The sequence below is a fragment of the Methylocystis sp. JAN1 genome (assembly GCF_052186135.1).
Taxonomy (GTDB): domain Bacteria; phylum Pseudomonadota; class Alphaproteobacteria; order Rhizobiales; family Beijerinckiaceae; genus Methylocystis.
Map to the genome: position 1 here is coordinate 2,314,401 of NZ_CP181499.1, position 20,801 is coordinate 2,335,201.

Consider the following 20,801-nt stretch of genomic DNA (forward strand, 5'->3'; position numbering starts at 1 on the left):
CCAACTCGAAAAGAGAAACGCGGACTGGAGTTGGTTGGGTCGTTGATTTGGCCTGCTGGTCCGCGGCTGAAAAAATCGGCTGGCGCGCGAGGCGCCGGCCGGAAGAGGAACCTGGGAGGTTTGTTCATGAAAAAGCTAGTCAAGCTCGCCGCCATTGGCGCGGCGGCTGCTGTGGCGGCGACGCTGGGAGCCGTGGCTCCGGCTTCGGCGCACGGCGAGAAGTCGCAGCAGGCGTTCCTTCGCATGCGCACGCTGAACTGGTATGACGTTCAGTGGTCGAAGACGACGGTCAACGTCAATGAAGAGCTGGTTCTGTCCGGCAAGGTTCACGTCTTCTCGGCGTGGCCGCAGGCGGTCGCGAATCCGCGCGTGTCGTTCCTGAACGCCGGCGAGCCCGGCCCGGTTCTGGTTCGCACGGCCCAGTTCATCGGCGAGCAGTTCGCTCCTCGTTCGGTGTCGCTTGAGATCGGCAAGGACTACGCCTTCTCGATCAACCTGCGCGGCCGTCGCGCCGGCCGTTGGCACGTCCACGCCCAGATCAACGTCGAGGGCGGCGGTCCGATCATCGGCCCCGGCCAGTGGATTGAGATCAAGGGCGACATGAAGGACTTCACCGACCCGGTGACGCTCCTTGACGGCTCGACGGTCGACCTTGAGCACTTCGGCATCAGCCGCGTTTACGCGTGGCATCTGCCGTGGCTGGCGATTGGCGCGGCGTGGATCCTGTTCTGGTTCATCCGGAAGGGCATCATCTCGTCCTATATCCGCGTTGCTGAAGGCCGTCCGGAAGACGTCATTGGCGACGACGACCGCCGCATTGGCGCGATCGTCCTGGCTCTGACGATCCTTGCGACGATTGTCGGCTACGCCGTGACGAACTCGACCTTCCCGCGCACGATCCCGCTTCAGGCCGGCTTGCAGAAGCCGCTGACGCCGATCGAGACGGAAGGCACGGCGGGCGTGGGCAAGGAGCAGGTGACGACCGAGCTGAACGGCGGCGTCTACAAGGTTCCGGGCCGCGAGCTGACCATCAACGTGAAGGTCAAGAACGGCACGTCGCAGCCGGTTCGCCTCGGCGAATATACGGCGGCTGGCCTTCGCTTCCTGAACCCGTCCGTGTTCACCACGAAGCCTGACTTCCCGGACTACCTGCTTGCCGACCGCGGCCTGTCGAACGACGACACGATCGCGCCCGGCGAGTCGAAGGAGATCGTCGTGAAGATCCAGGACGCGCGTTGGGACATCGAGCGTCTGTCTGACCTGGCTTACGACACCGACAGCCAGATCGGCGGCCTGCTGTTCTTCTTCTCGCCGGACGGCAAGCGCTTCGCGGCTGAAATCGGCGGCCCGGTGATTCCGAAGTTCGTCGCCGGCGATATGCCCTAAGCGAGCCAAAATCGCCTAAATCAATGGCCGGCCGGACTTCTGTCCGGCCGGTTCTTTTTTTTGCGCGTCGATGACGTCTTCGCGTTCCCGGCGCCGGCGCCGCGCCCAGGGTCGAATTCGCGAGATTTTCGACCGTCTTTGTTTGCTGAAAATCAATTGGTGCGTCCTTTAGACGCAAATCCAGTCACGGCTTTTTGCTCGCGCCCCGACCTGTTTTGGATACAAAGTAGCGCTTGAGCGCGCGCGATCGCGCATCTTTCGGCCGTCGCCGGACCGGAAGCTTAAGAAATGCGGACGCCTTATCATACAGGCGGCGATGGCCAGTCGGCCGGTAACTCAAGAAGAAAGCGCGCACATGAAAGCGCGTTTCGAAGTCGAGGGATGAAATGATGAATTGGCGTAGCCTTGCAGCGGCCCTTTTCGGCGCGGCGCTTTCATTCGGTCTTGCGCCGCAGGCGCGCGCGGAGGGCGGCGCGGGGCCGGAGGCCATGTCCATGGGCAATATGTGCATGGTCATGTTCGGCTACGACATGATCCACATCACGGTTTTCCAGCCGGACAAGTCTCGCAGCGAATATTGCGACGAGATCCCGTCGACCGGCCGCACGATAATGGCGTTCGACATCGAGACGCCGGCATTCCGGGATTTGCCGCTCGAAGTGCGCATCATCCGGGATCCGCTGATGCCGACTCTGCCGACCGGCGCCGAACTGGAGGCCCTCACCGAGCTCCATGTGCCGGCCAAGAAATATACAAAGGGCACCTTCAGCCTGGAGCATGACTTCAAGAGCAACGGCCATTACATCACCCTCGTCACGTTGACGCGCGAGAATGGCGAGCAGCAGACCGAGATGCTGAAATTCATGGTGGGCGAGACCCTCTGGGCCTGGGTGCCGCAGATCGCCGGCACGATTCTCATCGGCGGAATGGTCTTCGTCTACTGGAAACACACCCATCCGACATCCAAGAAGAAGGAGGCCAAGGAGACCGTCGCGTCTTGAAGGAGCGGCGGGTCGTGAGCATTTTCGAGGAGAAAAAGAACGATAAAAGGCGGGTGCGCCTTTAGGGGAAACGTCATGAATGGACTGAACTTTCCTTCGCGTCGCGTGATCGGTTTCGTGTTCGCGGGCGTCGTGGCCGCCACGGCCGCAACGGCGCCGGCCCGCGCGCACTCGTTCCTCGTCGAGGCGACGCCCTCGTCGAAGGATCACGTCGCGACAGCGCCCAAGACCGTGAAGTTGCGTTTTGGCGGCGGAGTTGAGCCGAAATATTCGAAGCTGACGATCGAGGATGCGAGCGGCAAAGTTCTCGGCGAAGGCTCGAACGGCGTGCCCGACAAACCCCGCGAATTGTCAATGGACGCGCCGGAGCTCGCGCCGGGCAAGTATATCGTCCGTTACCGCGTCCTCTCGACCGACGGCCATGTTGTCGAGGGCAACTACGAATTCACGGTCGATCCCAAGTAAAGGCGCGGCTGAACTCCAAACGGACAGCGAAGCGTCGCTGGAACATCCGGCGACGTACGCTCCGGGGCGTTTGGCGCAAATTCCTCCCCTGGAAAAAGCGGAACGGGCAAAGGGCGAGAAACGACGATGTATCTTTCTCTCGCATTCATACGATTCCTCGAGAGTCTGCCATCGGCGTTGGCGGTCGGCTTGCTCCTGATGCCGCGTCTCATCGGCGAAGATCCGGGGCGCTTCAAAATCCCGGTCGCCGCGGCGGCGGTTCTGAGAGCGTTGCTCGGCGTTCCGCTGCTCTACCTGATCGCCCGCAACATCATTCCTGCCGACAGGCCGATCGACGCCGGCTTGCTGTCGGAGTTCACCTTCGGCACGAGCGTCGGAAAGGCGTGGGTCGCCACTCAGGCGCTCGCGCTGATTTTCGCCGGATTGACGATCGCGCGATTCTTCGCGCCTTCCAATTTGCTCGACAGAGTTACGCTATTTGCCGGCGTCGTCGTTCTCGCGGTCGTCTCCGTCACCGGCCATGCGATTGACGACGGCCTGCCGGTCTGGACCCAGATCAGCTTTCTGCTGCATACGGCCGCGGGCCTCACCTGGCTCGGCGGCCTGCTCGGCCTCATCTGGTGGATGTTTACGGCGCGGAGCAAGCCCCCGGAAGTCGCGGCGCAACTTGCCGAGCGCTGGTCCCTGGTGGCGAAGGCCGCCGTCGGGCTTGTCGCCGTGACGGGCGTCGCCATGGCGTATGAGAATGTCGGCAGCGTGCCGAATATGCTCGCGACGCCCTACGGCCGGCTGCTGACGCTCAAGCTCACCTTGCTCTGCGCCGTCCTGCTCTGCGCGCTCGCCATCGTGCGTTACATGCGTACGCGGCCGGCGGGCGAGTTCGACGTCGACTGGGTCGGCAAGATCGGCAGCCTCGAGGCGGTTTTCGGTCTCGGGCTGCTGGCGATCGCGGGATATATTGCGGTCATCACGCCGGCGTCTCACGAGACGGATGTTTATTGGCCGCTCCCGTTTCGCCTTTCCTACATCGCGACCTGGGGGCAAAAGCCCGTCTTCCCCTCGCCGATCTGGTGGTGGGCGATTGCGGCCGGCGTTCTGGCGATCATCGCCGCGCTTGTCTGGTGGACGCCAGCGACTCGCGAGAAGCGCATCTACGCAACGCCGGCGGCGACGATCGGAGCTTTGTTCTGCCTCGCCGTCTCATTCTCGACCGAGGCCTATACCGACACCTATAACGACCCGACGCAGGATTTCACCGCGGAGTCGATCTCACGCGGCATGGGAGCTTTCCAGGAGAATTGCGTCGCCTGCCACGGTCCCTTGGGCGAGGGCAACGGCGCAATGGCCAAGGACCTCAAAAACGCGCAGGGTTTGAAGATCGAGCCGGCGGATCTGACGGCGCCGCATGTCGGGACGCATACGATCGGCGACATCTTCCACTGGCTCACTTTTGGGGGCCAGAGCGGGGTGATGCCAAGCTTCTCCCATGTGCTCGACGTCGACGACCGCTGGGACATGATCAATTATCTGCTGATGCTGTCGAGCACCAATCGTTCGCGCTTCATCGGGCCGCAGGCCATGATCCAATGGCTCATTGCGCCCGATTTCGCGCTGATCGACCCGAAGGAGGAGATCACGACCTTCTTCAAGCTTCGCGGTAAGCCGACGCTTCTGTCCTTCGCGCGCTGCACGGCGACGGGGGACCAGAAGAAGGAATTGGACGCGAGCCTGTTGAAGGCGGCGGAGGCCGCGAAGTCGGCCGACGTGAATCATGTCACGGTCTATACGGGCGACTGCCCGGCCGAGGCGAAGGCCAGGGAGGCGCTGCATCCGGCGGCGGTCGAGAAAGCCTATTCGGTGATCAACCGCTATCCGAACGTTCCCTATACGCCCGAGATCGCGCAGGCGCATTTCCTTGTGGACCGCTCGGGCTATGTGCGGGCGCGCTTCAAGCAATTCGGGGCCGACGACGGCAGCGCGGCGCAGTTCGCCGCCCAGGCGGCCATGATGGCGAACGAGCCGCTGGTCGAGATCAGCCTGCATTCTCACTGAGGCACAGGCTCAAGCAACGCGCGTGGGGCGTCTTTTCGCGTCGGCAGGGAAAAGCCGGCCGTTTTAGGGAGAGAAACATGACCATCAAGCGGCGTGATCTTTTGGCGACCGGCGGCTCCTTGCTCGCGGGCGTCGCCATGGGCGTTTTCATTCCTTCGCGGGCAGCCAAGGCGCATGAATACGAGGTGGGCAAGCTGAAGGTCGAGCATCCCTGGCTGCGCGCGCCGGGCGACAACGAAAAAAACGCGACCTTCTATGCTTTCCTGCACAATAACGGCGACACGCCCGACAGGCTCGTCGCCGTTAAGGTCGAGAAGTTCGAGAAGGCCGTGATTCACGGCGACCCAAAGAACCTCGAGCTGGAGGCGCCGATCGTTATCCCGCCGAAGAGCAAGGTGACGGCTGCGCCGGGCGGCGTCTATGTCGCATTGCTGGGCGCCAAGAAACATCTGGAAGTGGGCTGGGGACTCGAAATGACCCTCGTCTTCGAGAAAGCGGGAGAGGTCGTTATCGACGCTGCGATCGATGCGCCCGACGCCAAGCACGCCCATGACGCCGAGGCCATGGAGCGCTGGGAAAAAGCGCACAACAAGGACACGTCCGGCCCGAAGGACGCTGCGCCGGCCAGCCACGACCACCATCATCACGAGGAGAAGAAATAGGCGCGGGAGCGCGTATCCTCGCAAAACAACGGGCGCGGCCGAAGCCGCGCCCGCCGCTTTTCAAAGGTCGCCGACAATCCCCGGCGGGCGGGAGAGAGCCCGCGCCGCTGAAGGCGATGCCCCGGCCACTGGCGGTCGGAAGCCCCCACAGCCCCCCGTAAACGCCCAAAAACAAACGCGCGCCTGTCTGGCGCGCGCTTTTCCCTCAGAGACCAAGCGATCAGCGATCGACGCTGACCAGACGGCCCGAAAATTCGGTATTATCGGCAACCGGGGTCGAGGCCCTCTGAGCCGAGTTGATCGGCAGCGCAAAGCCGAGAACAAAAGCCGCCGTCGCCATAGCCGCTACAAGCAAAATGGAAACTCGAAACTGGCGACGAGCCGACTCGCGATCGAAGCTACGCGTGAAGGCCGGTTCAATCTGATCGTCGAATTTATCAACGAGCGACATCGTCCTAAATCCTCTCGGGTCTTCGCCCTTGCTTTTCCCTTCCGCGGCCTCTCCCTCTGCCGCCTCAGGTGACCTCCCTGCGTCTCCGCGCTTGCGAGCTCGGAGTAGAAACGACGATGAGCCGAAAAAGTTGCATGCCCGCGTCGAATTATTCATAAAATTTTAAGATGTTCCCGCATTGGGGTTAACGGTCCGCAAATCGGATGTCGGAAACTCCGGAACCCGCGACCCTGCCGCCGCCGCCAATCTTCTGATCTTGTTTGTTTTTCCGTGCGTGCCGGACAACCGCCGCATAGAAGCAGACGAGGGCGAGGACGCCGATCGGCAGATGGAGCGCCATCGCAACCGGCCGAGCGATCAGCGGGGCGACATAGGCAAAGCCGAGCGCCGATTTCTCATAGGGCAGGAAGCCTTTCTGGAGTCCGTGCGAGAGGAGCAGCGCCATCGCCGGCGCGAGCGCCATCATGTCGTAATCGAGCAAATAAGGCGTCGACAGAAGCATGGCGCCAATTGTTGCGGCCGCCTTCACTCGCGCGTCAGCGGCGGAGCGCAGCACCCAGATAAGCGCCGCGAGCGCGACGATCGTCGAAAGCCCCTGGCAGAACCAGGCGGTGGACGACTCGCCGCCCATGAGCCGCACGGCGGCGAAGACGCTCTGGATTTTTTCGAGGCCCGTCGCGCCTTCTTCCACGATGCGGCGCGTGAAGCTTAGACTTTGGAAAAAGGCGCGCCAGCTCTCGACTCCGAAGGCCATGACGCTTGCGGCGGTCATGGCCAGGAAGGTCGCGGCGGCGCCCGCCAGCGCCCGCCAATGACGGCCCATCAGCAGAGCAAGCGGAAGCGCGAGCGCAAACTGCGGCTTGTAGGCGAGGAGCGCGAAGAGTGCGCCGGCGATCAACGGCCGCCGGTCCAGCAGGACGAAGCCGCCGCCGAGCAGCGCGGCGGTGAAGAAGCCGTTTTGCCCGTGGCCGAGATTCACGATGACCGCCGGAAAGGCGAGCGCAGCGACCAGCACGTCGCGTCGTCCGAGGCCCGACCGGCGCAGGATCGCGAAAACGGAAAGGACGTAGAGCGCCAGCGTCCCGAATTGCCATAGCGCCAGCGCGGGCAGATAGGGCAGGCGCGCGAGCAGCGCCGCCGGCGCCAGAAAATAGGGCGGATAATGCCAGCCGAAGACGCCCGTCCCGGAACCGAACTCGGCGCGCTGCGCCTCGACGTGGCGCAGGATGTCGAAAGGCGCTTCCGGATGTCCGGCGAGGACTTCCTTGCCCGCGACCCAGACCTGGCTGAAATCGGAGCCGAGCGGCAGATTGTTCGGCCCCATGCGGCCCTGCGAGGTCGCGACCGCGCCAAAGGCGGCGAGCGAGTAGAAAGCGAGCAGAATGAGGGGATAGACGCGCAGACGCTCGGGCGTCATCCAATCGCCGCTTCTGATCGCCGCCAGCATCATTCCTCCCGTTTCGCCGTCGCCAGAGGGAGGGACGATAGCCGCCCCGGGTTAATGGGCGCGGAATCAGCCGAGAGCTTGGACTGCGGATTTTCATTGCCGGTCGTCGCCCCGCAAATTATGGTGCGACGCACACTTCCCCTACCGGACAATGACGGCAATGACCTTCCTCGCCCACGCTCTCTCGCGCGTAAAGCCCTCCGCCACAATCGCCGTGACGCAGAAGGCGCGCGATCTAAAAGCGCAGGGCAGGGAAGTGATCAGCCTGTCTGTGGGCGAGCCGGATTTCGACACGCCGGAGCACATCCGCAACGCCGCCAAGGCGGCGATCGACCGCGGCGAGACCCGCTACACCCCGGTGCTCGGCATCCCGCAACTGCGCGAGGCCGTCGCCCGGAAGTTCAAGCGCGAGAACGGGCTCGATTACAAGGCCTCGGACACGATCGTCGCGACGGGCGGCAAGCACATTCTGTTCAACGCCTTTCTGGCGACGATCAACGCCGGCGACGAGGTCGTCGTCACCGCCCCCTATTGGGTGAGCTATCCCGAGATGGTCGCCATTTGCGGCGGCAAGACCGTCTTCGTCGACACGAAGATGGAGGATGGCTTCAAGCTTCAGCCGGAGGCGCTCGAGGCGGCGATCACGCCGAAGACCAAGTGGCTGGTGCTGAACTCGCCCTCGAATCCCTCGGGCGCCGCCTACAGCCGCGACGAGATGAAGAAGGTGACGGACGTGCTCGTCCGCCATCCGCATGTGCATGTGCTCACCGACGACATCTACGAGCATCTCGTCTATGGCGAATTCAAATTCGTCACCCCGGCCCAGGTCGAACCGAACCTCATGGACCGCACGCTTACGATGAACGGCGTGTCCAAGGCCTACGCCATGACGGGCTGGCGCATCGGCTACGCCGCCGGGCCGAGCAAGCTGATCAAGGCCATGGACCTTCTGCAGGGGCAGCAGACCTCGGGCGCCTGCTCCATCGCGCAATGGGCCGCCGTCGAGGCGCTCGACGGGCCGCAGGAGCATCTCGGCATCTTCCGCAAGGCCTTCGAGGAGCGGCGCGACCTCGTCGTGTCCATGCTGAACCAGGCGAAATATCTGCAATGCCCGACGCCGGAGGGCGCCTTCTACGTGTTCCCTTCCTGTGCGGAGGCGATCGGCCGCAAGACGCCCACGGGCAGGGTGATCAAGACCGACGAGGATTTCGTCACCGAGCTGCTCGAGGCGGAAGGCGTCGCCGTGGTGCACGGCTCGGCCTTCGGCACGGGGCCGAATTTCCGCATTTCCTACGCCGCGTCGGCGCTGACGCTGGAGACCGCCTGCGCGAAGATTCAAGCCTTCTGCGCGAGCCTGAAGTAGGCTTTTCCTGACGTCTATCTATCTCCATCGGGAGTTGTGAAAGCCGGCTTGGAAGCTGATTCCCCGTCGTGTCGCGGCGCCGTGGGCCGCGCGCCCTAGGCGCGGCGCATTTCGCTCCCTAAATTGCGCGAATGCGTCGCCGCTTACTGGCGGCGGATTTCACGGAACGCGCCCATGACCCTTTTTCTTCTCATAGTGCTCGCGGCGGTGAGCGGGCTTATCGCCTATATTTCGCTTCAACCGAACAGCTTCAAAATCGCGCGTTCCGCGATCTTCGACGCGCCGCCGGACCGAATTTATCCCGAGATCAACGACTTCCATAATTGGGAGAAGTGGTCGCCCTGGGCGCGGCTCGATCCTGACCAGAAGACGACCTATGGCGGCTCGCCGCTCGGCGCCGGCTCAACGCTGGAGTGGTCCGGGAACAACAAGGTCGGCGCTGGAAGGATGACCATCAAGGAAAGCAGCCAGAACGAGCGCGTGCGCATCAAGATCGAGTTCTTCAAGCCGATGCAGGCCGTCAACGACGTGCAGTTCGACCTCAAGCCGATCGGCGAAACGAAGACGGAAGTCGTCTGGGCCATGTCCGGCCGGAATGAGTTCATGGCCAAGGCAATGCACGCCTTCATGAATATGGACAAAATGGTCGGCGGCCAGTTCGAGCAGGGGCTCGCCAATCTCAAGGCGATCGTCGAGGCCGCGCCGAAGGCGTTGCCGAGCGAATAGATAATGTCGGCGGGGCGCGGAGAGCGATCATGCTTTTTCTCCAGCTCCTCGCGATCGCGAGCGTCGCGCTCTACTTTGCGCCGACCGGCGCTCACCTGTTCGAGCTCCCCAACAAGCTCGCCTTGTCGCCGGACGCGTATATCGTCGCCCAGCAGCTTTATGCGGGCTGGGCGACGTTCGGAGTCGTGATCATGGTCGCGCTCGCCGCGAGCTTCACGCATATGCTGTTATCCCGCAGCAACAGAACGGCGGCCGCCCTCTCCGCCGCCGCCTTTATCGCCTTGCTTTCCACGCAGGCGATCTTCTGGACCTACACCTATCCCGTCAATGTGGAGACCCGGAACTGGACGCTCGCCCCCGTGCATTTCGAGGAGGCGCGGCGCCAGTGGGAATATTCCCACGCGGCGTCTGCGGTCCTTACTTTTTTCGCGCTTGTCTCCTTGTCCGCCTCGGCGCTCAAATTCCAGTCGGGGAAAGTCCGCCCGCTGAAAAATGCGCCGCTTGCCCCTCGGGCGAGTCGGTGTGATTGCCGCATCTTCGGATGAGCGGGAGAGGTTCACATGAGATTCACGGTGCTGGCCGCTCTCGGCCTCATGGCTTTCGCTGCAACGATGACGGTCGAGTCGATAGGGGCGAGCGCCGCCGTTTGTGCGGCCGGCCCCCGCCGAGCCGGCTGCGCGGGCTATCGTGGCGCGGCCGTCATGCGCCGCGCCCGGTCGCGCCAGTCCGCCGCGTGTGCCGCACGGTATGGTCGGGCGGCGTGCGTCGCACCGTCTGCTACTGACCCGAAAGATTTGGCGCGCGGCGGGGCCGGCCGCCGCGCGCAATCCAATTGGCGCGCCGGCCTACTTGGCGGCGTCGTACATTTCCTCGACGTGTTCCCAGTTCACGAGATGATCGAGGAAGGCCTTGAGATAGTCGGCGCGACGGTTGCGGTAGTCGATGTAGTAGGAATGCTCCCACACGTCTGCGACAAGCAGCGGCTGCGCGCCATGCACCAGCGGGTTCTCTGCGTTCGGCGTCTTGCGGATGGCGGCCTTGCCGTCCTTGAGCTCCAGCCACACCCAGCCCGAGCCGAACTGGCCGAGACCTTCCTTCTGGAACTCTTCCTTGAACTTGTCGAACGAGCCGAAGCTGTCGACGATCAGCTTCTCGATCTTGCCGGGAGCCGCGCCTCCGCCGTTCGGCTTCATCCACTTCCAGTAATGATGGTGGTTGTAGTGCTGCGCGACATTGTTGAAGATCGGCGTGTTCTTACCGAAGGAGCCGACGATCACGTCCTCGATCGGCTTGCCTTCGAACTCCGTGCCCTTGATCAGATTATTGGCGTTCGTGACATAGGTCGCGTGATGCTTGTCGTGATGGTACTCGAAAGACTCGCGCGACAAATAGGGCTGCAAGGCGTCGTAAGCGTAGGGGAGGTCTTCAAGGGTGAAGGACATCAATGCTCTCCTGAACAGGGATAGGACTCCGGGGCCCCGCGTTTAACTAGACCCGTCGCCGCGAAGCGGCAAGAACTAGAATAATTCTAAAATCTGGCGGACGGAACAAAAAACGGCCCGGCGGGAAGCGGGGCCGTTCTTCGGATTGGATAGCTTGCCCGGTTCAGGCCGTCATGCCGGCGTGCTCGGCCTTTTGCTTGTTCGATTTCGCCCTCAAAGCGAGCCACATCACGCCGACCAGCGAGACGAAACCCACGCCATAGAGGATGTATTCGATCATTCCCCAGAAGGTATAGAGCCCGACTGTGAAGGGGAAGCGTGATACCCATTCATTTCCAAGATCGTCCCGCACGGTGACGATGCCGACATAGTGACCTGCGTCCTTGAAGTCGTGCTCGAACGTCATAATGCCGTTGCGATAGACTTTAGGCTCCAGCTTGAAGACCGTCGCGGCCGTCAGGTCGCCCTTCTCATTGGCCTCGCCGCCCACATCCTTGATGATGCGGACGCCGATCGCCATGTCGCGCAGATCGTCCGAGACCGCTTCGAGCGCGATGACGGTCGGTCCGGTCTGGGCGATGTCCTCGCAGAATTCCTGCTCTTCGCCGGTGCGCTGATAGCCGATGAAATGCATCGTGCTCTGGCCGATGCGCAACACGCATTCGTCTTGCTCCAGCTTTACGCCGCCATGGGCCGAGGCGCCGGAGGGCGCCAGCCCGAATGCGGCGACAAGGCCCAGCGCAGCCGCTAAGACGCCGCGCTTCAACAAACCCCTCATGCTCGTCTCCTCATCAAGACATGTCAGGCCGTGTGGTCCGACGGCGCCCTCGCCGTCGCCCGCCGCTCGATCGGCCGGTCGGCTGGATGTTTGTATTGGATATGGCCTTTACTATGCGTCATCAGGACGCAGCTTCTTTTAAACATATAACACACTGAAATTACGTTATTTAGCGGCAATCGTCCATGCGGCCGGCCGAAAGCTCCGTGTCAACATATTGATATATATGTCTGCAATAGTCATATAACTAGAAAAACCGCGTCGTTTGGAGCGGAAGCGATGGCGCGCCCTTCAAAGTAAAGCAAGTATAGTTGTTTCGCGCCATTCGCGGCCGCCTTGCGCCTCCCTCCCGCCTATATGCTAAAAGATCGGCGTCGGAAGAGACGAGACCCGGATGAAACGCAGCTTCTCTAGTTTGGGCGTGTCGGCGCTGGGCCTGGCGTTGGCCGCCGGCGGCCTTTACGCCATGTGGACGGGCTGGGACATGATCCTGCTCGAACGCGGATGGAGTCTCTTCATCGCCGGTTCCGTCGCTCTCTCTGGAGGCGTGGTCACGATTGCGCTCGGCCGCGTCATCGCGCATCTTGCGCGGCTCGGCGCGGGCGTGATGGCGGCCGCGGCGCTCGTTCCGCGCGGCGAGGCGGAGCCTTCGCCTTCGCCTCCCGCTCACGCGCAGACCGGGGAGAGCGCGCCGCAAGCAAAACCCGAAAACGCGTCGGCGAAAGTCGAACTTGCGAAAGATCCCGACAAGGCTTTCGAGGGGCCCGATTTCTCCTCGATCATTGGCGCTCCCGCCAAGGAAGAGTCGATAGAGGTTGACCGTTATACGGCGGGCGACGCCACTTATGTGATGATGTCTGACGGATCGGTGGAAGTGCGCAGCTCGTCGGGAACGCAGCGCTATACGTCTCTCGCGGCGCTACGCGCGGACGCGGAAGCGCGCCAGCGTTAAATCAGCTTCGTCCGCCCCACATCAGAAAGAGCGCCGCGTCGCCGGGGAGGCCTTGCGGGAAGTCGATAATCTGCGCCGCGATCTTGAAGCCGCGCGGGTGCAGTTCGTTGCGCCAGCGGCGGAAGACGTCGGCGGGTTCGCCGCGCAGCGTCTCCGGCCAATGCGGATCGGGCGCGTTGATTGCGCGGCCGCCATCCACGCAGAGCTGCGAGGGAAAGCGGGTCAGCATGTGCTCGGCCAGGCCCGCCGAAGCCGCCTTGCGCGCATTGGCGAGCAGCTCGCGCCATTGCGCGTCGGTGAGGCGCTGCGCCGCGAGCTCGCGAATGCGCTGCTCGCGCATCTCCGCCACGGCCCGGCGCCGCTCGTCGCGTTCGGCCTCCAGCTCGCGCTCATGCGCCGCGACAAGTTGGCGAAATTCCTCGGCGGTCGCGACCTCGCAGAAATTCCGCTCGCGCGGCCGGATCGAGAGGACGGGGCGTTCGTGCGGCGGGAGAGCGCCGCCGCTGGCGATCGCCTGAATCACTTCCCGAAGCAGCACGAAGCCGACGAGCTTGTGACCGTCGACGACCGGCGCGCGCTTGAGATGATGATCCTCCATGACCTTTGCAATTTCCGGAAGCGCCGCGCCGCTCGAAACAGAAATGGCCGGGCTCGTCATGATGTCGCGCAGCGCGAAGGGGCCGGGATGAAACGTCGGCTTCGCGCGGTTGCGCAGCAGGAACGGCGGTATGTCGCCGAGATCGGCCCGGATCGGGGCGCGTGCGCGCTCCAGATTGCTCCGCGTGACGATGCCGATCGGCGAAAGCGCTTCGTCGACGACCGGCACGACGCCGATGTCGCATTCGGAAAGCAGCTTGGCGACATAATCGACATCGGCGTCGGCGGTGACGTAAGGGAAATGCCGATTCATCAATTCGCGAGCGATCATTGGGCCTCCTGTCGCTCTGCAATCACTCCGACAATTCGATCGTCACCGGCACATGGTCGGAAGGCCGCTCCCATCCGCGCGCCTCGGTGAGCACGTCCAGCTTCTTCAGCGCGCCGCCGAGCGCCTCGCTGACGAGAACGTGGTCGAGGCGCCGGCCGCGGTTCGACGCCGCCCAGTCGGCCGCGCGATAGCTCCACCAGGTGTAAAGCTTCTCGTCCGGCGGCACGAAGCGGCGCATGGCGTCGATCCATTTGCCGGCCCTGAAGACATTGGCGAGCTTCTCGACTTCAACGGGCGTGTGGCTGACGACCTTCAGGAGCTGCTTATGGCTCCAGACGTCGTGCTCCAGCGGCGCGATGTTGAGATCGCCGACCAGCGCGACGCGCCCCCTGGAGGCGCCGTTCTCGCCCCATGCTTTCATCTCGTCGAGAAAGCTGAGCTTGTGGGCGAATTTGGGATTGATCTCGACATCCGGCTCGTCGCCGCCGGCCGGCACGTAAAAATTATGCAGCGTGATCGGCCCGCCGTCGTCTTCGATCTCGACAGCGATGTGGCGCGCATCTCCCTTTTCGCAAAAATCACGCTTCTCGATGAGGCGCAGCGGCTTCTTCGAGACCACCGCGACGCCGTGGTAGCCCTTTTGGCCGTTGATCTCGACATGGTTGTAGCCGAGCGACGTGAAATCCTTCATGGGGAATTCGGCGTCGCGGCATTTCGTTTCCTGCAGGCAGAGGACGTCGGGCGCGCGCGTCTTCAGGAAATGCGCGACGAGCGGCATACGCAGGCGCACCGAGTTGATGTTCCAGGTCGTGATCTTCAAAGTCATTGAGCCTTGGTCTTGTCGCCGAAGAGGAACGGCGCGACGTCCTTCACGCCGGGCTGTTTCTGCGTGACGAAGGGAGTGGGGCGACAGACCGCCATCGCGGAGAGGCCGACGCGCGCTGTCAACAGGCCGTTGAGCACGCCTTCGCCGAGCTTCGCGGAAATGCGCGCGGCGACGCCATGGCCCAGCACCTGTTGCAGCAGCGTGTCGCCGACCGCGACTGTGCCTGTGATCGCAAGATGGGCGCCGACCGAGCGCGCGAGCTTGAAGAAGCCAAGCAGGCCAGGCCGGCCGCCATAGATTTCCGAGATGCGACGCATGAGCACGACCGCCTGTCCGGCGACGAAAAGCACGTCCAGGATCGCGCGCGGGCTGACGGCGGTGACGACCGAAACGCGCTTCGCCGCGCCGGCGATTTCGCGTCTCGCCAATTCGTCGAGCGGCGCGACGAGGTTGCGTTCCGCGAGATCGATCAGATCCTTGCCGTCGATAATCTGCTTGGCGTAATCAGCGACCAGGGCGCGCGGGCGACCGAGATCGGGGCGTCCTTCGTAGATTTTACAGAGCTCGAGCACGCGGATCTGCGCCGCGGCGGCATCGTCGGCCGCGCGCGCCTGCGCGAGCGCCGCATGAAGCTTCGCAATGCGGTTCTGAAGCAGGATCGAGCGGATTTCTCGCGCGACGAACAACAGCGCCGTGACGCCCGCCGCCGCGGCGAGCGCCAGCCCGATCGCGCCGAGAACGGGCGAGCGGGCGAAGAGATCCTCGACGAAATTCCAGATCCAGATGCTCAGCGCGAGCGTGAAAAGGCCCGTGACCGCCGATAGGAACACGCCGCCCGACGAGAAGATGTAACGGTCCAGCACGCCCTTGGCGCGGGCCGCCTTCGCGGCCGCTTCGCCCCCATGCGCGCCGTCGACAAGTTCCGCGGCTTCCGCGAAAATATCGGTCTCCGGCTCGACCTGCGGGGCGGGCTTCGAGACGACCGTTTCGTCGCCGCTGAGGCGAAAGGCGCGGGGGCGCGGTTTGCGCTCTGAGTTGCTCATTGAAGTTTTCCCGGGTTCTCGCCTCCCTTTAGCGCTTTCGGCGGCAAAACGGGAGCGTCATGATCGTGTGGGACGAAAGTCATTCTTTCGCTCGCCGTTCTTTGTCAGAACGTCTTACAAAGGGAGTAGGAATCGGCGCCGGTTGCAGCCTGGCCAAGGCTCCGTTAGCATTCGCCGCGTTTTCGCTGGCGCTCCCCCATATCAGGTTTCGAACGGTCCCGATGTCATTCCTGCCAGACGCGCTCGCGCTCATACTAGGCTACCTCCTCGGCTCCATCCCCTTCGGCCTGCTTCTGACGCGCGGCGCCGGGACGAGCGACCTGCGCTCCATCGGCTCGGGCAATATCGGCGCGACCAATGTGCTGCGGACCGGGCGTAAGGATCTCGCGGCGGCGACATTGCTGCTGGATGCGCTCAAGGGGACCATCGCCGTCCTCGTCGGCGCCAGGCTTTCGCCCGAGGGCGCGATGATCGCAGGTTTCGCCGCCTTTGTCGGCCACATCGCCCCGGCTTGGCTGAAGTTCAAGGGTGGGAAGGGGGTCGCGACCTTTCTCGGCTGCCTCTTCGGCCTGCACTGGCCGGTTGGTCTCGCCTTTTGCGGCATATGGCTTGGCGTCGCGGCCGTCACCCGCTACTCGTCGCTGTCGGCGCTCGTCGCCAGCGCGGCGGCGCCGCTCATTCTCCTCGCGCTGGGCCATGCCGGAGAAGCGTTTGTCGTCGGCGCGATGGCGGCGCTGCTGTGGCGCAAGCATGCGGAAAACATCGCCCGCTTGCGCGCCGGCACGGAAAGCCGCATCGGTCAAAAAGCATGAGCGGCCCGGCCTCGGGCGCGCGGCTGTCCGACGAGCAGCTTGTCGACTGGCTCCGCCTCATCCGCAGTGAAAACGTCGGTCCGCGCACTTTTCGCCAATTGATCAATCGCTATGGCGGCGCGGGCGCCGCGCTGGAGGCGCTTCCTGGTCTTGCCGCCAAATCTTTGCGCGGTCGGACGATCCGCATTGCTCCGCGCGATGAGATATTGCGCGAGATTGAGCGCGCCGCCGCGATGGGCGTGAGGTTCGTCGCCACCGGCGATCCCGACTATCCGCCGCTTTTGTGCGAAATTCCGGACGCGCCGCCAATCCTCTCAATTCGCGGGGTCGCGCGGACGGCGCGGCGCGACGGCGTCGCGCTGGTGGGGTCGCGCAACGCCTCCGCCGCCGGGCTCGCTTTCGCCGAGCGCATCGCGCGAAGTCTCGCGCGGTCGGATTACGTCGCCGTTTCCGGCCTTGCGCGCGGGATCGACGCTGTCGCGCATCGGGCGACGCTCGAGACGGGAACCATCGCCGTGCTCGCGGGGGGGCAGGCGCGCCCCTATCCGAGCGAGCACGAGCGGCTCGTGGCGGAGATCGCCAAGCACGGGCTTCTCGTCTCCGAGATGCCGCTCGAATGGGAGCCGCGCGGCCGGGATTTTCCCCGACGCAACCGCATCATCTCGGGGATCAGCCGCGCGACCGTCGTCGTAGAGGCGGCGCGGCGCTCGGGTTCGCTCATCACGGCGCGATTCGCCAATGAGCAAGGCCGCGAGGTCTTCGCCGTGCCTGGCTCGCCGCTCGACCCGCGCGCGGAAGGAACCAACGACCTGCTTCGCCAGGGCGCGACGCTCTGCGCAAGGCCGGAAGATGTGATTGACGCGCTCGCCGCGGGCGGCCCCCGGCCGGCGGGATCGCTGTTCGACGACGCCGACCGGTCGCCGGACGACGAGCCGCTGTTCGACGAGCTGGATATTTTTTCCGCGCAGGGCGCCTTCGCTTTTGAGGAGAGCGGGCCCAAGCCAACCGAGTATCCGGAGCCGACGGCGGCTCGCGAGACGCCGCCGGCGCCTGTGGAGCCATGCGCGGATGCAAGGGAGCTGGTCATGTCGTTGCTCGGACCGGCCCCTGTCGCGGTGGACGAGCTGATCAGGATTGCGGGCCTGCCGGCGCGGGAGGTTCAAGGCGTTCTCGTCGAACTCGACCTCGACGGCCGCCTTGAGCGGCACGGCGCAAATTCGGTTTCCCTTATTACAACTTAAAGTAGATTTATTCTTCCCGCTTGATCTTTGCGCCGCCGAGTTCGCGCGAGCGCATTTCCGCCTCGACGCGAGCGAGGCTTAGAAAATAGGCGACCATCGGCATTTCCGCGCGCCCGGCCAATTGAGAAAGTTCGGAGGCCATATCAGCGATATAGCTCGCCATCGCGGCCGCATCCTCGTCCGAGCGGCGCTCGATATTCGCTCTTTCGGCATATTTTGCCGGGGCTTTCGACATTCTCGACGGGGACATGGTTGAGCGGCCCATCTGTTCAGCCTCCGTGGTCCGGAGCTTCCGCAAAAAATGGATAAGACACGACCTTAACGTGTCTTTTCCTTAATGCTCAGCTCATGGATGTCAAGCAAAATTTACTCGTATAAGTTGTATACAAAGAGCGCGCACCGAAACCTTTGGGTTTTCTACTTTGTCGATGAAGAGTTATCGAACTTCCTCACGCCAGCCTAGCCAGACGGTCGAGCGCGCCTTGCAGTATATAGGCTGCCGCCATGCGGTCGACGACCTCCGCCCGCTTGGCGCGTGAGGCGTCCTGCGCGATGAGCTCGCGGGTGACGGCGGCGGTGGAGAGGCGCTCGTCCCAGAAAACGAAGGGCAGGGGCGTCAATTTGCGCAAATTCCGCATGAAGGCGCGGGTCGCCTGCGCTCGCGGCCCTTCGGTCCCATCCATGTTCAGAGGCAGGCCGAAGACGAGCGCCTGAATCTCGAAATCGGCGGCGCGTTTGAGAAGCGCCTCGGCATCGGCCGAGAATTTGACTCGCTTGATGGTGTCGAGCGGCGAAGCCAGCCGGCGTTCGATGTCCGAGAGGGCGAGGCCGATGGTCTTTGTGCCGAGATCAAGCCCCATGAGGCGGCCTTTAGGGGGCAGCGACCGGGCGATCTCCTCGAGCGACGTGGCGTTGGCGGTCATGCTTCGCGCTAACACGACTCGCCGCGTCGATAAATATGTCTTACGGCCTCCGGGCGGCGCCGGGCGCGCTGCATTGCGCCTTGCCGTCCCAGGCGCTATAGCGCCGTAGCAGGTTCATCCGGCGGAGCTTCCCAATGTCTGTCGATTCCGCGGTGGTTCGCCGCATCGCCCATCTCGCCCGCATCGCCGTCGATGAGAACGAGGTCGAGCGTCTGCGTGGCGAGCTCAACGCCATTCTCTCCTTCGTGGAGACGCTGTCCGAGGTGGACGTCGAGGGCGTCGAGCCCATCGCCTCCGTTCTGCCCATGCAGATGAAAAAGCGCGCCGACGTCGTGACGGACGGCGGCATCGCCGACGACGTGCTCGCCAATGCGCCCGTCAAGGAAGATCATTATTTCGTCGTGCCCAAGGTGGTCGAGTAAGCTCGCCGCGTCACGCCGTCCCCGCTTCCGATATATAAAGAGACTCGATGTCCGATCTGACGCATCTTTCCCTTGCCGAGGCGCGCGACGCGCTGAAGTCGAAGAAAATCTCGGCCGTGGAACTGACCAAGGCGCATATCGCCGCGATGGAAGGCGCGCGCGCGCTCAACTGCTTCATCACCGAGACGCCGGAACTCGCCCTGAAGCAGGCCGAGGCGAGCGACGCGAAGCTTGCGAGCGGGCAGGGCGGCGCGCTCGAGGGCCTGCCGCTCGGCGTCAAGGATCTTTATTGCTCCGCAGGCGTGCGCACGACGGCGGCGAGCCGCATTCTCGACGACTTTACGCCGCCCTACGAGTCGACCGTCTCCGGCAATCTCATCCGCGACGGCGCCGTTACGCTCGGCAAGCTCAATCTCGACGAATTCGCCATGGGCTCGTCGAATGAAACGAGCGCCTTCGGCCCCGTGATTTCGCCATGGAAGCGCAAGGGCGACCCGAACGCCAAGATCGTTCCGGGCGGTTCGTCCGGGGGCTCCTCGGCGGCTGTCGCCGCACATCTTTGCCTCGGCGCCACGGCGACGGATACGGGCGGCTCGATCCGTCAGCCGGCGGCTTTCACTGGCACGGTGGGCGTCAAGCCGACTTACGGCCGCTGCTCGCGCTGGGGCATCGTCGCCTTCGCTTCGTCGCTTGATCAGGCCGGCCCGATCGCGCGCACTGTGCGCGACGCCGCCATCATGCTGCGCTCCATGGCGGGCCACGATCCCAAAGACACGACGAGCGTCGACACGCCCGTGCCGGATTACGAGAAGGCCGTCGGCGCGTCGGTGAAGGGCCGCCGCATCGGCGTCCCGAAGGAATATCGGCTGGACGGCCTGTCGGCCGAGATCGCCGCTCTTTGGGATCAAGGCGTGCAGTGGCTGAAGGACGCGGGGGCGGAGATCGTCGAGATTTCCCTCCCGCATACAAAATACGCGCTGCCGACCTATTACATCATCGCGCCGGCGGAAGCCTCGTCGAACCTCGCGCGCTATGACGGCGTGCGCTACGGCCTGCGCGAGCCGGGCCGCGACGTCATCGACATGTACGAAAAGACCCGCGCCAAGGGCTTCGGCGCCGAAGTTCGTCGCCGCATCATGATCGGCACTTACGTCCTGTCAGCGGGCTATTACGACGCTTATTACGTGCGCGCTCAGAAGGTGCGCAGCCTCATCAAGCGGGATTTCGATCAGGCTTTCGCGGCCGGCGTCGACGCCGTGCTGACGCCCGCGACGCCCTCGACGGCCTTTGCGCAGGGCGAGCAGGGATCGACCGATCCCGTCGAGATGTATCTCAACGACGTCTTCACGGTGACGGTGAACATGGCGGGTCTCCCGGGCATTTCGGTTCCGGGCGGCCTCGCGGCCAACGGTCTGCCGCTCGGCTTGCAGCTCATTGGCCGTCCCTTCAACGAGGAGACGCTGTTCTCGCTGGCTTCCGCGATCGAGCAGGCGGCGCCGAAGTTCGGCTTCCCCGAGCCGTGGTGGCGCTGATGAACAAGGCCGCAACCGAGCCCGACCTCAAGGCGGCGCAGGACGAAATGTCAGACGTGCGTCGCGTTATCGACGAACTCGACGACGATCTCGTCGCCCTGCTCGCCAGGCGCCAGCGCCAGATCGAGCGGGCGGCGAAAGTAAAGCCGGCGCTTGGCATTCCCGCGCGCGTGCCGGACCGCGTCGACGAGGTGCTGGCGCGCGTGCTCGGCGCCGCGCGGCGCGAGGGGCTCTCGGTCGAGGTCGCGATGAATTTGTGGACGGCCATCATCGAATGGTCGATCCAGTATGAAGAGCGTCTGATGGGAGATCGGGCGCCGAAGGGGGAGTAATCCGGCGATAAATCTGA

Annotated in this window: 23 protein-coding genes; 14 read left to right on the plus strand and 9 right to left on the minus strand. The window is 63.8% G+C overall.

The features are described from left to right. Positions 1-126: 126 nt before the first annotated feature. The 5 genes from amoB (at position 127) to ACNHKD_RS11005 (ending at position 5,566) form a co-directional block, all read left to right on the plus strand. Entirely contained in the window at positions 127-1,386 is a 1,260-nt protein-coding gene (amoB, locus tag ACNHKD_RS10985; RefSeq protein ID WP_442753525.1) for a bacterial ammonia monooxygenase, subunit AmoB, read from the plus strand. Positions 1,387-1,772: 386 nt separating this feature from the next. Then, positions 1,773-2,387 carry a hypothetical protein gene (locus ACNHKD_RS10990; protein ID WP_442753526.1) on the plus strand — a complete coding sequence of 205 codons (615 nt, stop codon included), beginning with the start codon at positions 1,773-1,775 and terminating at the stop codon, positions 2,385-2,387. A gap of 75 nt (positions 2,388-2,462) precedes the next feature. Next, on the plus strand, positions 2,463-2,852 hold the full coding sequence (locus ACNHKD_RS10995; protein ID WP_442753527.1) for a copper resistance CopC family protein: 390 nt from the start codon (positions 2,463-2,465) through the stop codon (positions 2,850-2,852). Positions 2,853-3,050: 198 nt separating this feature from the next. Further along, complete coding sequence (locus ACNHKD_RS11000; protein ID WP_442753528.1) at positions 3,051-4,904, plus strand: CopD family protein; 1,854 nt, start codon at positions 3,051-3,053, stop codon at positions 4,902-4,904. A gap of 77 nt (positions 4,905-4,981) precedes the next feature. Next, positions 4,982-5,566 (plus strand): copper chaperone PCu(A)C, encoded by a 585-nt coding sequence (locus ACNHKD_RS11005; protein ID WP_442753529.1) that lies wholly within the window; start codon positions 4,982-4,984, stop codon positions 5,564-5,566. A gap of 220 nt (positions 5,567-5,786) precedes the next feature. Here ACNHKD_RS11005 and ACNHKD_RS11010 read toward each other — a convergent pair whose 3' ends face one another. Both ACNHKD_RS11010 and ACNHKD_RS11015 read right to left on the minus strand, forming a co-directional pair. After that, positions 5,787-6,017, minus strand: a complete 231-nt coding sequence (locus ACNHKD_RS11010) for a hypothetical protein (protein ID WP_442753530.1) — start codon at positions 6,015-6,017, stop codon at positions 5,787-5,789. A gap of 184 nt (positions 6,018-6,201) precedes the next feature. After that, on the minus strand, positions 6,202-7,467 hold the full coding sequence (locus ACNHKD_RS11015) for a glycosyltransferase family 87 protein (protein ID WP_442753531.1): 1,266 nt from the start codon (positions 7,465-7,467) through the stop codon (positions 6,202-6,204). A 157-nt stretch (positions 7,468-7,624) separates the two neighbouring features. Between ACNHKD_RS11015 and ACNHKD_RS11020 the strand changes: the two genes are divergently transcribed. The 3 genes from ACNHKD_RS11020 (at position 7,625) to ACNHKD_RS11030 (ending at position 10,098) form a co-directional block, all read left to right on the plus strand. After that, positions 7,625-8,827 (plus strand): pyridoxal phosphate-dependent aminotransferase, encoded by a 1,203-nt coding sequence (locus tag ACNHKD_RS11020; RefSeq protein WP_442753532.1) that lies wholly within the window; start codon positions 7,625-7,627, stop codon positions 8,825-8,827. 174 nt (positions 8,828-9,001) lie between these two features. Further along, entirely contained in the window at positions 9,002-9,553 is a 552-nt protein-coding gene (locus ACNHKD_RS11025; protein WP_442753533.1) for an SRPBCC family protein, read from the plus strand. 29 nt (positions 9,554-9,582) lie between these two features. Then, a complete protein-coding gene (locus ACNHKD_RS11030; protein WP_442753534.1) occupies positions 9,583-10,098 on the plus strand; it encodes a hypothetical protein in 516 nt (171 codons plus the stop codon). Between the two features lie 300 nt (positions 10,099-10,398). On the opposite strand, the gene ACNHKD_RS11035 is transcribed toward ACNHKD_RS11030, so the two are convergent. Both ACNHKD_RS11035 and ACNHKD_RS11040 read right to left on the minus strand, forming a co-directional pair. After that, positions 10,399-10,995, minus strand: a complete 597-nt coding sequence (locus ACNHKD_RS11035) for a superoxide dismutase (protein WP_442753535.1) — start codon at positions 10,993-10,995, stop codon at positions 10,399-10,401. Positions 10,996-11,158: 163 nt separating this feature from the next. Continuing rightward, entirely contained in the window at positions 11,159-11,773 is a 615-nt protein-coding gene (locus ACNHKD_RS11040) for a hypothetical protein (RefSeq protein ID WP_442753536.1), read from the minus strand. A gap of 394 nt (positions 11,774-12,167) precedes the next feature. Here ACNHKD_RS11040 and ACNHKD_RS11045 point away from each other — a divergent pair, with 394 nt between their 5' ends. After that, positions 12,168-12,725, plus strand: a complete 558-nt coding sequence (locus tag ACNHKD_RS11045; protein WP_442753537.1) for a hypothetical protein — start codon at positions 12,168-12,170, stop codon at positions 12,723-12,725. Between the two features lies 1 nt (position 12,726). Here ACNHKD_RS11045 and ACNHKD_RS11050 read toward each other — a convergent pair whose 3' ends face one another. The 3 genes from ACNHKD_RS11050 to ACNHKD_RS11060 are packed head-to-tail and all read right to left on the minus strand — an operon-like array spanning position 12,727 to position 15,522. After that, on the minus strand, positions 12,727-13,653 hold the full coding sequence (locus ACNHKD_RS11050) for a CBS domain-containing protein (protein ID WP_442753538.1): 927 nt from the start codon (positions 13,651-13,653) through the stop codon (positions 12,727-12,729). Between the two features lie 22 nt (positions 13,654-13,675). Then, a complete protein-coding gene (gene xth, locus ACNHKD_RS11055) occupies positions 13,676-14,479 on the minus strand; it encodes an exodeoxyribonuclease III (RefSeq protein ID WP_442753539.1) in 804 nt (267 codons plus the stop codon). Next, the gene (locus ACNHKD_RS11060; protein ID WP_442753540.1) at positions 14,476-15,522 is read right to left on the minus strand and encodes a YcjF family protein; all 1,047 of its coding nucleotides are present in this window, start codon (positions 15,520-15,522) and stop codon (positions 14,476-14,478) included. The genes xth and ACNHKD_RS11060 overlap by 4 nt, the downstream gene beginning before the upstream one ends. A 221-nt stretch (positions 15,523-15,743) precedes the next feature. On the opposite strand from ACNHKD_RS11060, the gene plsY reads away from it, so the two are divergent. Further along, complete coding sequence (plsY, locus tag ACNHKD_RS11065; protein WP_442753541.1) at positions 15,744-16,334, plus strand: glycerol-3-phosphate 1-O-acyltransferase PlsY; 591 nt, start codon at positions 15,744-15,746, stop codon at positions 16,332-16,334. Further along, the gene (gene dprA, locus ACNHKD_RS11070) at positions 16,331-17,575 is read left to right on the plus strand and encodes a DNA-processing protein DprA (RefSeq protein WP_442753542.1); all 1,245 of its coding nucleotides are present in this window, start codon (positions 16,331-16,333) and stop codon (positions 17,573-17,575) included. The genes plsY and dprA overlap by 4 nt, the downstream gene beginning before the upstream one ends. Positions 17,576-17,582: 7 nt before the next feature. Here dprA and ACNHKD_RS11075 read toward each other — a convergent pair whose 3' ends face one another. Together ACNHKD_RS11075 and ruvX are read right to left on the minus strand one after the other, a co-directional pair. Beyond that, the gene (locus tag ACNHKD_RS11075) at positions 17,583-17,810 is read right to left on the minus strand and encodes a hypothetical protein (protein ID WP_442753543.1); all 228 of its coding nucleotides are present in this window, start codon (positions 17,808-17,810) and stop codon (positions 17,583-17,585) included. A 214-nt stretch (positions 17,811-18,024) separates the two neighbouring features. Further along, positions 18,025-18,498 (minus strand): Holliday junction resolvase RuvX, encoded by a 474-nt coding sequence (gene ruvX, locus ACNHKD_RS11080; RefSeq protein ID WP_442753544.1) that lies wholly within the window; start codon positions 18,496-18,498, stop codon positions 18,025-18,027. Positions 18,499-18,632: 134 nt separating this feature from the next. Here ruvX and gatC point away from each other — a divergent pair, with 134 nt between their 5' ends. The 3 genes from gatC to ACNHKD_RS11095 are packed head-to-tail and all read left to right on the plus strand — an operon-like array spanning position 18,633 to position 20,784. Further along, positions 18,633-18,920: an Asp-tRNA(Asn)/Glu-tRNA(Gln) amidotransferase subunit GatC gene (gene gatC, locus ACNHKD_RS11085; RefSeq protein WP_442753545.1), complete on the plus strand. Its 288-nt coding sequence runs from the start codon at positions 18,633-18,635 to the stop codon at positions 18,918-18,920. A gap of 47 nt (positions 18,921-18,967) precedes the next feature. Beyond that, entirely contained in the window at positions 18,968-20,452 is a 1,485-nt protein-coding gene (gene gatA, locus ACNHKD_RS11090) for an Asp-tRNA(Asn)/Glu-tRNA(Gln) amidotransferase subunit GatA (RefSeq protein WP_442753546.1), read from the plus strand. Further along, positions 20,452-20,784, plus strand: coding sequence for a chorismate mutase (locus tag ACNHKD_RS11095; RefSeq protein ID WP_442753547.1), 333 nt, complete (start codon positions 20,452-20,454; stop codon positions 20,782-20,784). Before gatA ends, ACNHKD_RS11095 begins: the two co-directional genes overlap by 1 nt. Positions 20,785-20,801 lie beyond the last annotated feature (17 nt).